At 61.7% G+C, this 13,215-nt stretch carries 12 protein-coding genes; 3 read left to right on the top strand and 9 right to left on the bottom strand.

Annotation, left to right across the window (positions count from 1 at the left end; genetic code table 11):
- The first annotated feature begins 69 nt into the window (after nt 1-69).
- A complete protein-coding gene (gene mazG, locus VRS74_RS01740; protein WP_354143510.1) occupies nt 70-840 on the top strand; it encodes a nucleoside triphosphate pyrophosphohydrolase in 771 nt (256 codons plus the stop codon).
- On the opposite strand, the gene hflX is transcribed toward mazG, so the two are convergent.
- The 7 genes from hflX to dusB form a co-directional block, all read right to left on the bottom strand.
- Nucleotides 835-2,127, bottom strand: a complete 1,293-nt coding sequence (hflX, locus tag VRS74_RS01735) for a GTPase HflX (RefSeq protein ID WP_354143509.1) — start codon at nt 2,125-2,127, stop codon at nt 835-837. The genes mazG and hflX overlap by 6 nt on opposite strands.
- 26 nt (nt 2,128-2,153) lie before the next feature.
- Nucleotides 2,154-2,702 (bottom strand): RNA chaperone Hfq, encoded by a 549-nt coding sequence (gene hfq / locus VRS74_RS01730; RefSeq protein ID WP_354143508.1) that lies wholly within the window; start codon nt 2,700-2,702, stop codon nt 2,154-2,156.
- A gap of 160 nt (nt 2,703-2,862) precedes the next feature.
- The gene (ntrX, locus tag VRS74_RS01725) at nt 2,863-4,236 is read right to left on the bottom strand and encodes a nitrogen assimilation response regulator NtrX (RefSeq protein WP_354143507.1); all 1,374 of its coding nucleotides are present in this window, start codon (nt 4,234-4,236) and stop codon (nt 2,863-2,865) included.
- Complete coding sequence (locus tag VRS74_RS01720; RefSeq protein ID WP_354143506.1) at nt 4,236-6,479, bottom strand: sensor histidine kinase; 2,244 nt, start codon at nt 6,477-6,479, stop codon at nt 4,236-4,238. The genes ntrX and VRS74_RS01720 overlap by 1 nt, the downstream gene beginning before the upstream one ends.
- Nucleotides 6,480-6,538: 59 nt before the next feature.
- Complete coding sequence (locus tag VRS74_RS01715) at nt 6,539-7,951, bottom strand: sigma-54-dependent transcriptional regulator (protein ID WP_354143505.1); 1,413 nt, start codon at nt 7,949-7,951, stop codon at nt 6,539-6,541.
- Nucleotides 7,948-9,036 carry a two-component system sensor histidine kinase NtrB gene (locus VRS74_RS01710; RefSeq protein ID WP_354143556.1) on the bottom strand — a complete coding sequence of 363 codons (1,089 nt, stop codon included), beginning with the start codon at nt 9,034-9,036 and terminating at the stop codon, nt 7,948-7,950. The genes VRS74_RS01715 and VRS74_RS01710 overlap by 4 nt, the downstream gene beginning before the upstream one ends.
- A gap of 5 nt (nt 9,037-9,041) precedes the next feature.
- The gene (gene dusB / locus VRS74_RS01705) at nt 9,042-10,058 is read right to left on the bottom strand and encodes a tRNA dihydrouridine synthase DusB (RefSeq protein WP_354143504.1); all 1,017 of its coding nucleotides are present in this window, start codon (nt 10,056-10,058) and stop codon (nt 9,042-9,044) included.
- 80 nt (nt 10,059-10,138) lie between these two features.
- On the opposite strand from dusB, the gene VRS74_RS01700 reads away from it, so the two are divergent.
- Both VRS74_RS01700 and VRS74_RS01695 read left to right on the top strand, forming a co-directional pair.
- The gene (locus VRS74_RS01700) at nt 10,139-11,287 is read left to right on the top strand and encodes a bifunctional 2-C-methyl-D-erythritol 4-phosphate cytidylyltransferase/2-C-methyl-D-erythritol 2,4-cyclodiphosphate synthase (RefSeq protein ID WP_354143503.1); all 1,149 of its coding nucleotides are present in this window, start codon (nt 10,139-10,141) and stop codon (nt 11,285-11,287) included.
- A gap of 1 nt (nt 11,288) precedes the next feature.
- Nucleotides 11,289-11,807, top strand: coding sequence for a CinA family protein (locus VRS74_RS01695; RefSeq protein ID WP_354143502.1), 519 nt, complete (start codon nt 11,289-11,291; stop codon nt 11,805-11,807).
- Here VRS74_RS01695 and VRS74_RS01690 read toward each other — a convergent pair.
- A complete protein-coding gene (locus VRS74_RS01690) occupies nt 11,768-12,229 on the bottom strand; it encodes a type II toxin-antitoxin system RatA family toxin (protein ID WP_354143501.1) in 462 nt (153 codons plus the stop codon). The genes VRS74_RS01695 and VRS74_RS01690 overlap by 40 nt on opposite strands.
- Nucleotides 12,229-13,197, bottom strand: coding sequence for a lipoyl synthase (lipA, locus tag VRS74_RS01685; protein WP_435521359.1), 969 nt, complete (start codon nt 13,195-13,197; stop codon nt 12,229-12,231). The genes VRS74_RS01690 and lipA overlap by 1 nt, the downstream gene beginning before the upstream one ends.
- Nucleotides 13,198-13,215 lie beyond the last annotated feature (18 nt).

The following is a 13,215-nucleotide window of genomic DNA, read 5'->3' as shown; positions in this document are numbered from 1 at the left end:
ATAGTCATTCTGTATTTAACATAATATAGATTATCGTTCTTATATCGAGCTGAGGCGGAACAACACAGAGTGACCCCCTACCAGCATCAGATCAGCCGCCTCCTTCGCATAATGGCACGCCTGCGCGATCCCGAAAACGGATGCGAATGGGATCTGGCACAAGACTTCTCCACCATCGCGCCGTACACGATCGAAGAAGCCTACGAAGTCGCCGACGCGATCGACCGCAATGATATCGCCGAACTCAAGGACGAACTCGGCGATCTACTGCTCCAAGTGGTCTTCCATGCGCGGATGGCAGAAGAAGCCGGGCATTTCGCCTTCGAGGATGTGGCAGCCTCAATCTCCGACAAGATGGAAACCCGCCATCCGCACATCTTCGGTAACGAAGCCGGAACGATGGGCGAAACCCGCTGGGAAGCGCTGAAAGCGGCTGAAAGAGAGCAGAAGGGCGCGTCGAGCGCGCTGGATGGCGTTGCCACCGCGCTTCCTGCATTGATGCGCGCCCAGAAGTTGCAAAAGCGCGCAGCCAGGACAGGTTTCGACTGGCCTGATCCAAGCGGACCCGCTGCGAAGATTAATGAAGAAATCGATGAACTTGCAGCCGCATCCTCGAAAACCGAGCAATTCGAGGAGGCTGGCGATTTCCTGTTCGCGGCGGTCAACCTCGTCCGCGCCTACGGGATAGATGCCGAAGAGGCATTGCGCGCGGCAAATAAGAAGTTCGAACGGCGGTTCCGCGCCATGGAAGGCCTCGCGGGTGAGTATTTCCCCAATCTGTCGCTCGATCAGCAGGAAGAGCTCTGGCAGCGCGTCAAGCGCACCGAAAACGGCTCATAATCGGGAGAACTGGCCCACTTGCTTCGGGGTCAACCTCACGGAAAGGCGCACCAGTGGCCCCTGCTCCCCCTCCCCACCGGCCTCCTCGGACAGAACCTCGCCATGCGCGTGGAGCCATGCGAGCCGCTTGCCATCACTCATCGGAAGCTCGAATTCGCACACTCGTGCTTCGCGGGTTAGCAGGCCGGCGACACGTTCCAGCAGTGCTTCCACACCGTCACCCGTTAAGGCGGAAATGACCAGCGCATCGCCTTGAGCCGATGCCATTTCACAAAGTTCCGCCGCCCGTTCCGGCTCCACCAGGTCAACCTTGTTCCAGGCCTCGATAATGGGGATGGAGCTTGTCTCCCCTTCCCCGTCCACGATGCCCAATTCTGCAAGCACCGACAGCACCTGCTTCTTCTGGGCTTCATGCGCCGGGTTTGCCATGTCGCGCACATGCAGGATGACATCGGCTCCGGTGACCTCTTCCAGTGTTGCGCGGAACGCCGCCACAAGCTGGGTCGGCAGGTCAGAGATGAAGCCAACCGTATCCGAAAGAATGGCCTTTTCGACGCCGGGTAGCTCGATCGCACGCATGGTGGGATCGAGCGTGGCGAATAGCAGGTCTTCCGCCATCACTTCGGCGCCGGTCAGCCGGTTGAAGAGTGTCGATTTCCCCGCGTTGGTGTAGCCGACCAGGGCGATAACGGGCCATGGCGCCCGTCCGCGGCGTTCGCGATGCAGGCCGCGTGTCCGGCGGACTTGTTCGAGTTCCTTGCGGAGCCGCGCCATTCGCTGGCGGATCATGCGCCGGTCGGCTTCGATCTGGGTTTCACCCGGGCCGCCGAGGAAGCCGAAACCGCCGCGTTGCCGCTCGAGGTGAGTCCAACTGCGCACCAACCGGCTTTGCTGGTAGTCGAGATGCGCGAGCTCGACCTGGAGCCGACCTTCGGCCGTCGCTGCGCGCTCTCCAAAAATCTCAAGGATCAGGCCGGTCCGGTCGATCACCTTGCGCTTAAGCTTTTCCTCAAGATTGCGCTGCTGGATCGGGCTGAGCGCACCGTCGACAATCACCAGTTCGGCGTCACGCAGTTCGCAATCGGTGGCGATCTGCTCGATCTGGCCCGAACCGAACAAGGTGCCGGGGCGCATCGCACGTACCGGCACGACCCGTGCATCGGCGATGACTACGCCGATCGCGAGCGCAAGCCCGCACGCCTCTTCGAGCCGCTCGGCGGCGTCGATGGCGTAAGCCTGACCGCGAATGTCGGGGCAGAGGACAAGTGCGCGCGCACCGCGCGTCACTTCCCCCAGCAGGTCGTCGTCGAAGCTCAGTCGTCCTCGCCTTCCCAGTCGTCATCGGTCAGGTCGACCGGCGAAGCAGGCTGGATTGTCGAAACGGCATGCTTGTAGGCCAGTTGCACGAAACCATCGCGTTCGAGCAACACGCAGAACAGATCATAGGCGGCGATTCGCCCCTGAAGCATGACACCGTTGACGAGGAACATGGTGACCTGAACCTCGACTTCGCTTACGCGGGTGAGGAACACATCCTGCAGCAAGCGCTGCTTGCCGCTGCCCTGCTGGCTAGCGAACTGTTCGGCATCGATCGGCTGACCGGGCATGATGGTCGAAATCGCATGCTTGTAGACAAGCTGGGATTGCCCGTCGCGCCGCAAGAGCATCGAGAAATTGTCGAACCAGGTGACGATGCCCTGCAGCTTCACGCCTTTGACAAGGAACACCGTTACCGGGATCTTGTTCTTGCGCAGCAGGTTGAGAAATGCGTCTTGCAGCTTGGCCTGCTGCTTGCCCGGATTGTCGGACTGGGCCGGTTTTTCGGGCCGGGGGCGTGCGGAGAGAGTTCGCCCGTTGGACATTATTGATGCTCCTGTTCTTGGCGGCCGCTCTTGCAGTCCGCTATCTGGGGCCGGGCCTAGGCCTGACGCCGTGTTAAGTAACTATAATGACGCCTTTGCCCGTGCTGGGCAATCCCGATTATGCCAGGTGCAGCCAGCGCCCTGGCCTTTCGGGCCATCGCTATCCATCGCGATCGGTCATGCCGAGCAGCTTCAGTTTCCTGTGCAGTGCAGATCGCTCCATCCCGATAAAGGCGGCAGTCTTCGAGATATTGCCGGAGAAGCGCCGGATCTGGACTGAAAGATACTCACGCTCGAAGCTCTCGCGCGCCTCACGCAACGGCACACCCATTACGCCTGCGAAGGATGCAGCTGCGGGCTCGCTCCCCGAACCGTTGATTTCGCCTGGTAGCATGTGCGGCTCCACCGTCTTGAGCTCTTCGCGCGGCGTCATGATGATGGTGCGCTCCACCAGATTGCGCAGCTCACGGACATTACCCGGCCAGTCGTAGGCCTGCAGCGCCGCCATCGCCTGTTCCGACACATCCGGCGGCGGAAGCCCCTGTTCAGCAGCATAGCGAGTGAAGAAATGCTCTGCCAGTGCCGGGATGTCGTCTCGCCGTTCGGATAGCGAGGGAATGCCGACCGGAACGACGTTCAGCCGGTAGAAGAGGTCTTCGCGGAAACGCTTCTCTTCCATCTCGGCTGCGAGGTCGCGCGACGTTGAGGAGACCACGCGCACGTCCACGCCGATCTGTCGGCTGCCGCCAACACGCACGAAACTCTGCTCCGTCAGGACGCGCAGGATCCGCGCTTGCGTCGACAGCGGCATGTCCGCGACTTCGTCGAGATAGAGTGTGCCGCCATCGGCCAGCTCCAGCAGGCCCGGACGAACCAGCTTGCCATCGGATTCTTCGCCGAACAGTTCCTGTTCGAAGCGTTCCGGCGTAATGCGAGCAGAATTCACAATCACAAAGGCGTGCTCGGCGCGCGGGCTCCAGCTATGCAGCAGCCTTGCTGCCACTTCCTTCCCCGCTCCCGCCGGGCCGGAAATCAGCACGCGGCTGCCAGTGCTCGCCACGCGTTTAAGCGTTGCCCGCACCGCGTTGATCGCCGACGAGTTGCCAGTGAATTCTTCGCCACGCGTGAAGCCTTCGCGCAGCTGCGTGTTCTCGCGGCGGAGCCGCTCGGTCTCCGTCGCACGCTCGACCAAGAGCAGCAGGCGTTCTGCCTCGAACGGCTTCTCGATGAAGTCCATCGCACCGCGGCCCACGGCGGATACGGCGGTGTCGATATTCCCGTGGCCGGAAAAGATGATCACCGGCAACTGGGGCTCGCGAGCCTTGATCGCATCGAGCACTTCCAGCCCGTCCATCTCGCTGCCGTGCAGCCACACATCGAGCAACACCAGGCTGGGGCGGCGTTCGTCGATCGCCGCGAGCGCGCTGGCACTGTCGCCAGCTGTGCGGCAGGCATATCCTTCGTCACTAAGTACGCCGGAAACGAGCTCGCGAATGTCGCGTTCATCGTCAACGACGAGAATTTCGAGCGCCACTATGGCATCTCCTTCTGTTCGATATTTTCGGGATGATGCGCGGTCCGTTCACCCAGCGGATCGCGCGCGAAACGCAGGACCACACGGGTCCCGCCCCCCTCGCCATTGGAAAAACTCATCTCGCCGCCATGCTCGTCGACAATCTTGTTGACGATCGCTAGGCCAAGCCCGGTGCCCTTCTCGCGGGTCGTCATATAGGGCTCGGTGATACGGTCGCGTTCTTGCGGCAGCCCCACGCCATTGTCTTCGACCGCGATCGTCAGATAGGCATCGTCATTCGCCATCGAGACCGCAATCTTGCCGCGATAGTCCGGTTCAGCATTTCGCGCGCGAGCGTCGACTGCTTCTACCGCGTTCTTGATGACATTTGTCATCGCCTGGCCGAACTGATGCCGGTCGCAACTCAGCATGCGGGCATCCAGCCCTTCGGTCGACAGGGCGAAGTCCACTTCAGGATGCGCCACTTCCTGCAGGAACAACGCCTGCCGCACGAGGTCGAGCGCATCTTCCTGCCGAAAGTTTGGCTTGGGCAGGCGCGCGAAGGAGCTGAACTCGTCGACCATCTTCCTGAGATCGCCGACTTGCCGCACGATCGTGCTGGTCAATTCGTCGAACAGTTCGCCATCGCTTTCGATCTGTCGGCGATAGCGCCGCTTTAGCCGCTCGGTTGCAAGCTGGATCGGAGTGAGCGGGTTCTTGATCTCATGGGCGATGCGCCTGGCGACGTCAGACCAAGCGGCCTGTCGCTGATCGAGCAACTGGCGCGTGATGTCCTCGAATGTGATCACGTGCCCGTCTTTCTCAGGCGCAATCTTCACGGCCAGCGTCAGCAGTTCGCTACCCTTCGAATGCGTCACGATGCCACTGCGAAGCCCGGCCTCAATCATTGCGGCAATCTGCGGGGAAAGGTCGGACAGTTCCATTCCCACCGCTGCGCCCTTCTTGTCATCCTCAAGCAGCAGATCCTGGGCGGAACCATTGATGAGGAGAACCTTGCCGGCCCCGTCGACCGAAATGACGCCGGCCGTGACGGAATCGAGCACCGCTTCCATGAACGCGCGCCGATCGTCGATCTGGCGATTGGCCTGGACCAGTGCCCGCGTCTGTTTTTCGAGCTGCGCGGTCATCCGGTTGAAGGCACGGTTGAGCAGGCCGATTTCATCAGCACCTGTGCGCCCTTCGACACGCAGCGAGAAATTGCCTGCCCCCACCTTGCGCGCCGCCGCGACGAGATCGGTCAAAGGTTCGACTTGCCGGTCGGCAAAGCGAAGTGCGAACCACACCGCCAGTCCGACCAGTGCCAGGCTGACCACGAAAAGCGCGAGGTTGAAGCGCAGTTGCAGCGCACGGGCGCGCTTGGTCAGCACTTCGTATGTGGTCGAAACCGATTGCGCCTTTTCCCAATAGTTGAAGGAATCCTCTTCGGGGCTGCGCGCATTGTAGAGGTAAATCCCGGCGTCGCGATCGATCGGAGCCAAAGCCTCGATCCGCTCAGGGCTACCTTCAACCCAGACCATGTCGCCGCTGTTGAGCCGAGGCAAACCGGCCTCAATGAACCTGTTCGGCTGGTTTCCTTCGATCGGGTTCAGGATTGCGGCAGTGCGTAGCGAACCGTCGGCAAGTTTCTGTACGATAGCGCTTTCGGAAATCTCGCGCCCCTGCGCCTGGTAGGCGTAGAAATCGGCAAAACCTTCATCGCTGACCGAACCGCGCTCAAGATAGAAGCGCATGTCGCTCGCCATGATGATGGTTCCCTCGGCGACTTCGCGCTGGTTCTGGTCATAATATCCCTGCGCCAGTTCATTGGCGTTCTTCATCAGCCCGCGCGAGTCATCCGAGAACCAGAAGTCGACGCCAGACTGGAACAGGATCGCGGCAAATCCCGCCACCAGCAGGGTCGGGACAGCTGCAATCAGCGAGAAGAAGAACACAAGTCGGACATGCAGGCGCGCAGTGCTGCCGGCTGCGCGGCGAAGTGCTAGGCGCCGGCCAAACAACACCAGCAAGGTCATGGCGGGGACCAGTGTGCCGACCAGCAGGATCGAGACCTGTGACGTGGGGAGCATTGTCCCATCGGGCGGCGCATTGGTGAAAGCGAACCAAGTGGCCCACATCGCAATCAGCAGGACGAGCGCCGAAACGCGCTCGAGCCACACGAAGATGTTCGCGCGGCGCGCAGCGAGCTGGAAGCGGCGCCACCAACGAGGTGAATGATGTGTCGGCGAACCAGCGGAATGCGACATAGTTGCAACGATACAACGGTGTTGTTGCAAATATGCAAGCTCTTTCTTGGAGCCGTGCGTCAGACCGGTCTGACGAAGCGGTCGGCGTTGATCGCCAGTTCGCCCAATCGCTTGCGCAAGGTATTCCGGTTGATCCCTAGCAGCTTGGCTGCGCGGAGCTGGTTCCCGCCGGTCCGGGCGAGAGCATATTCCATCAGTGGCTTCTCGAACGCGGCCAGCGCGTTGTGATACAGAGCGCCCGGAGGCGGATGATTGGCAGTCAGCCAAAGCTGCAAGGCACCCCCGAAATCGAGTTGCTGCTCTGTCGGACTGCTCTCGCGCTCGGGCCCGATGATGTCATCGAGCGCCTCCGCATCGATCACATCTTCGCGCGCCAGCAGCGCCAGTCGGTAGATCACATTGCGAAGCTCGCGCACGTTCCCTCTCCAACGGCGTTGCTCAAGCTTGCCCAGGGCATCGCGCGTGATCTGGCGGCGCGGCAGCCCGTCTTCGGCGGCGAGGTTGAGGAAATGCTGGGACAGCACTTCGATGTCTTCGCGCCGTTCGCGCAGCGGCGGCAGCTCGATCGGGACCACGTTCAGCCGATAGAACAAATCTTCTCGGAAGCGCCCTTCCGCGATCATCGGTGCGAGGTCGCGGTTGGTGGCAGCAATGATGCGGACATCGACTGCGATTTCCTGCCGCCCGCCAACGCGACGAATGCGGCCTGATTGAAGCGCCCGCAGCAGTCGCGTCTGCGCTTCCGGAGGCATGTCGCCGATCTCGTCGAGGAACAGCGTGCCGCCATTGGCCTGTTCGAACTTGCCGATCGCTTGCGCGACCGCTCCGGTAAATGCCCCCTTCTCATGACCGAACAGCTCGCTTTCGATCAGTTCCGACGGGATCGCGGCCGTATTGACCGCGACAAACGGGCCGGACTTGCGCGCACCAAGCTGGTGGATCGCCTCTGCGACCAATTCCTTGCCGGTGCCGGATTCGCCCGTGATCAGCACGGTCAGGTCGTTGCGGAGAACCCGCGTGATCATGCGATAAACGCCCTGCATCGCCTGGCTGCGACCAACCAGCGGCATCCCGTCACCTTCCGCGACGGGTGCGGCTTCCGCGCCAGCACGCTGGCCCGCTGCCTGTTTTACTGCACGCACCAGCTCGTCGAGATCGAACGGCTTCGGGAAATATTCGAAAGCCTGCGTCTCGCTGGCTCGCACCGCAGTATCGAGCGTGTTCTGGGCCGAAAGCACGATCACCGGCATGTCAGGGTCGACGGCACGCACTGCGTCGAGCGAGGCGATTCCGTCACCATCGCCCAACACCACATCGGTCAGCATGGCATCGAAGCGGTGGACGGCCAGCACGCGGTCGCGCGCCGCTATGCTTTCGCAATGATGGAGCGTGAAGCCTTCATCCTCCAAGGCTGCAGTAATCACGGTAGCGATCGCGCGGTCGTCCTCGACCAGAAGCACCGATCCGCTCATGCGGATTTCTCCCGATTGGCCACGGCCAGGTGGACGCGGAAATGTGTGAGGCCCAGGCGCGTGTCGCGCTCGTGGGCGATGCGGCCCTGCATGTCGCGGACCAGCTTGCGAACCAGAGCCAGCCCCAGTCCCTGCCCCGACTTCTTCGACGTAATGAAGGGCTCGAACACATGGTCGCGCAGCGCCTCATCGATACCGGGGCCGTTGTCGGTCACGGTAATTTCGATGGGCAGTTTCACCGTGCGGCCAAAGTGAACCGCACTGAAGGCAAAGCCGCTGACGAAACGGGTCCTGACCGAAACCTGAGGCTCCGGCGTGTCGCTGTTACGCAGCGCGTCACACGCGTTAGACAGCAGGTTGATCAGCACTTGTTCCAGGGCGTCACGGTTGGCCAGCACAGGGGGCAGAGACGGATCGAACTCCTCGACGATTTCGATCCCCTCATTCCCTGCCGCTCGTACAGTAGCGATAGCGGAGCGGATCGCTTCGTGAAGATTGGTCGGGCCAAGTTTCTCGGGTGTCGAACGCCCCAACTGCTGCATCCGGTCGATCAGACGCGCAATCCGGTCGACCTCGTCGGTTATCATCCGAGCGAGATGCCGCTCAGCCGGCTCGAGCTTGCGCGCGACCAATTGCGCCGCCCCCCTGATCGCCGCCAGCGGATTGCGGATCTCATGCGCGAGAATGGCGGGGGCGCCCAGGCTGGCCGCCTCCCCCTCTTGCTCACGCGCCGCATCGTCCCGCCCGGAATCCGACAGCGTAACCACGCGCCAGCCCGGATAGGCCGTCAGGGGCGAGATGGTCAGGTTCACCCGGTGCTCCTGGCCGTCGACGAACAGGCGGATGTCGCGCGCCACCAGCGAAGCATCCGGCTGTGCGAGATGATCGATCACGCGCTCGTCGATCAACTCCACCACTTCCGCGAGCGATTGCCCCAACAGGCGTTTCTCGCTCTTGCCCAGCAGCATTTCGGCGGCGTGGTTCGTCTCGGCAATGCACCCTTCGGCATCGAGCAGCAGCACAGCGAACACCATCCCGCCGATCACTGTTGCGGGATCCGGCTTCTTCTCCTGCGCCTCGACCATTGCGTTCACGCCGCGCGGCGCCTCAGGAAAGGCTCGTAGAAGCGTTCGATTTCACCGAGCACCTGGTCGGGATCGTCGATGAAGTTCACGAAATTCCGGAACTCGGCCGAACCGTGCATGCCCTTGGTATACCAGCCCAGGTGCTTGCGCGCGATCTTGGTGCCGACATCGCGCCCGTAATGCTCAAGCATGTCGTTGTAATGCTCGACCAGCGTTTTATATTGCTCGTGAAAATCCGGGCTTTCGAGCAATTCGCCCGTGCGCCACCAATTCATCACCTGGCCCAGCAACCACGGCTTGCCATAGGCTCCGCGACCGATCATCAGCCCGTCTGCGCCCGATTGCTCAAGCGCCTTTGCAGCGTCCTCGATCGTGCAGATGTCGCCATTGACGATTACGGGGATCGAAACCGCATCCTTGACCTTGCGGATGAAGGCCCAGTCGGCGCTACCTTTGTACATCTGGTTGCGCGTGCGGCCATGCACCGTGATCATCTTCACGCCGAGGTCTTCCGCGATCTTAGCCAGCTCGGGCGCATTAAGGCTGGCATGATCCCAGCCCATCCGCATCTTGACCGTGACGGGCACATTGACGGCTTTCACCGTCGCTTCCATCAGCTTCGTTGCAAGCGCCACTTCGCGCATCAGTGCGCTGCCGGCGAACTGGCCGACCACCTTGCGCACCGGGCAGCCGAAGTTGATGTCGATGATTGCCGCGCCGTTGCCTTCCTGCAGCTTTGCGGCCTCGCTCATGCTGACCGGATCGCAGCCAACGAGCTGCATGGAGACAGGCTCTTCGGCCGCGTCCCACGCTGCCTTCTGGATCGATTGACGCGTTTCGCGGATCGCGGCTTCGCTGGCGATCATCTCGGTCACGTTAAGGCCCGAGCCATAGCGCCGCACCAGCTTGCGGAACGGCAGGTCGGTCACGCCCGTCATCGGCGCGAGAACGACCGGCGTTTCGATCCGCACCGGGCCGATTTCGATCGGCTTCAGTGCCGGAGGATTGGGAAGCGAAGTCATGACAATATGCAGGTGCCTAAAATTTGGGCAGCGCATAGTGGATTGCGCTCAGCCCGTCCAGTCCTTAAGCGCTGCCCGCCGTGAACGATACCAATGCCCTTCCCTCATTCGCCGCGATTGTCGTTGCCGCCGGCAAAGGGCTGCGCGCGGGTGGCGCCCTTCCCAAGCAATTCGCCAATTGGCGCGGTAAGCCGCTTGTGCGCCATTCGGTCGAGGCGTTGCTCGATGCCGGGGCAAATCCATTGGTCGTGGTGATACCGGAGGACGGCGAGGAATTCGCAAACGCCGCCCTTCAAGGATTGGGCAGCATCGGATTGATTGAAGGCGGCGAGACCCGACAGCAGTCGGTGCGCAACGGGCTCGAAGCGCTCACCACGAGCGCGCCGGATCGCGTTCTGATCCATGATGCCGCAAGGCCCGACTTGCCAAGCTCGGTGATCGCACGCCTGCTCGGCGCGCTGAAAGACAACGCTGGCGCTATCCCCGTCTTGCCTGTGGTCGACAGCATTGCCCTGGCCAAGGGCAGCCATATGGCTGGCAAGGCCGAGCGCGAACCCATGCGCCGGGTGCAAACCCCGCAGGCTTTCCGCTATGGCGCAATTCTGGACGCCCATCGTAACTGGACTGGCGCACCAGACGCCGGAGACGACGCGCAGGTGCTTGCCGCTGCAGGCGGCAAAGTTGTGCTGGTCGATGGTGACGAACGCTTGAAGAAGATCACTTTTGCAGAGGATTTCGTGAGCGAGATGCCCATCTTCCGTATCGGATCGGGGTTCGACGTCCACCGGCTGGCGGAAGGCGAGGAGCTTTGGCTTTGCGGCGTGCATATTCCGCATGAAAAGGGCCTTGCCGGTCATTCCGACGCCGATGTGGCGCTGCATGCGCTGGTCGATGCCCTTCTTGGCGCGATCGGCGATGGCGACATCGGAACCCACTTCCCGCCCAGCGACCCGCAATGGAAAGGGGCCCCCTCCCCGCTGTTCCTTGCACACGCTGCGAAGCTGGTGTCGCAGGCAGGCTATGCAATCGGCAATGTCGACCTGACGATCATCTGCGAAGCTCCCAAGATCGGCCCCCATCGTGACGCGATGCGCGCGAAGCTGGCCGAATTGTTGGGGATCGAATTGTCGCGAGTCAGCGTCAAAGCCACCACTACCGAACGGCTCGGCTTTACCGGTCGTGGAGAAGGCATTGCGGCGCAAGCTGTGGTAAGCTTGCAGGGCATGTGACATGAGAGACGGTATGACAGAGCAAGGCAGCCTTCTTCCCTCTGAAATTGAGGAACTCGCACGCAAGGTCGTCGAGGCCAATGTCGCGGCGGGGAGAACCGTTGCCTTGGCGGAGAGTTGCACTGGCGGACTGGTGGCGGCTGCCATCACCGAGATACCCGGCTCTTCCGCCGTGCTTGACCGCGGCTTCGTGACCTATTCGAACGAAGCCAAGATGGAGAGCCTAGGTGTTCCGCTCGACATCATCGAGACTTTTGGTGCGGTCTCGATCGCCTGCGTCTGGGCGATGGCGCAAGGCGCGCTGAAGCATAGCAATGCCGATGTGGCGGTTGCGATCAGCGGGATTGCCGGTCCGGGTGGAGGTACGACCCTGAAACCCGTTGGGACGGTAGTGTTCGCGCGTGCATCGCGGGGTGACAACGCCAAGCCGGAAGGCGAATTGAAGGTGTTTGCCGATATGAACCGTGCCGAAGTGCGCCGTCACGCGGCGCTTTGCGCGCTCGAACTGCTGCTTCCATAGACTTCCGCCGCGCGCGTTTCGAAGGCCGCCACCATCTTGTGGAAGGCGCGGTCGAAATATTGCCCCGCCAGCTTCTCGAACACGCGGCTCTTGAAAGCGAACTCGACGCTGAAATCGACTTCGCAACCGCCATCGGGGTGCGGGCGAAATATCCATGTGTTGTCGAGATCGCGAAGTGGGCCGTCGACGTAATGTACGTCGATCATGCGCGGCCGCTCTTTCTCCACTCGCGACGTGAATTTTTCGCGCAAGGATTTGAAACCAACCACCATGTCGGCGATCATCTCGGTCTCGCTGTCCGAGCGCACGCGAGTGGCGATTACCCAAGGCAGGAACTCGGGATAACGAGCCACATCGGCCACAAGGTCGAACATCTGCTCCGCGCTGTATGGCAGGCGGCGCGTTTCGCGGATGCCTGGCATCAGGCGCCTTGCCTGGCCTCGCGCGCTGCTTCCGCCTTGGCGAGCTTTTCTGCACGCGCGGCCTTCATCTCCGCGAAATCCTCGCCCGCGTGATAGCTCGAACGGGTCAGCGGGCTTGCAGCCACCTGCAGGAAGCCCTTTGCCCGCGCGATCGCGCCATAGGCCTTGAACGCATCGGGAGTGACGAATTCCTCAACCGTCGCGTGGCGCGGAGTCGGTTGGAGATATTGCCCCATGGTGATGAAATCGACTTCAGCGCTGCGCATGTCGTCCATCACCTGGTGAACTTCGAGCCGCTGCTCTCCCAAGCCCAGCATGATCCCCGACTTGGTGAAGATCATCGGATCGTGGTGCTTCACCTCTTCGAGCAGTCGCAATGACGCGTAATAGCGGGCCCCCGGCCGAATGGTCGGATAAAGGCGCGGCACAGTTTCGAGGTTATGGTTGTAAACGTCTGGACCGGCTTCACAAATCGCCTCGACCGCCGCGCGCATCTTGCCACGGAAATCGGGCGTCAGGATCTCGATAGTGGTATCCGGCGTCTCGCGGCGAAGCGCCTTGACCACTTTCACGAACTGCCCTGCCCCGCCATCGGGCAGGTCGTCGCGGTCGACGCTGGTAATGACGATGTGTTCGAGCCCCATCTTGCCTGCCGCGATCGCGACATTCTCTGGCTCCATCGGATCGACCATGCGCGGCATGCCGGTCTTGACGTTGCAGAAGGCGCAGGCGCGCGTGCAAACATCGCCCAGGATCATCACTGTCGCGTGCTTCTTGGTCCAGCATTCGCCGATATTCGGGCAAGCGGCCTCTTCGCAAACAGTGTTGAGGTTCAATTCGCGCATGAGCTTGCGCGTCTGGTTGTATCCCTCGCTCACCGGAGCTTTCACCCGGATCCAGTCCGGCTTGCGTTGACGCGCGGGGCGCGGTGCTTCGCTGCCCTGTGGCGGGGATGATAGGTCGTTCATGGCGCCCATCTAGGGAAA

It is taken from the genome of Altererythrobacter litoralis, assembly GCF_036324225.1.
Classification (GTDB): Bacteria; Pseudomonadota; Alphaproteobacteria; order Sphingomonadales; family Sphingomonadaceae; genus Erythrobacter; species Erythrobacter litoralis_A.
The sequence above is the reverse complement of the archived record's forward strand: the minus strand, read 5'-3'. Positions and strand labels throughout refer to the sequence as shown.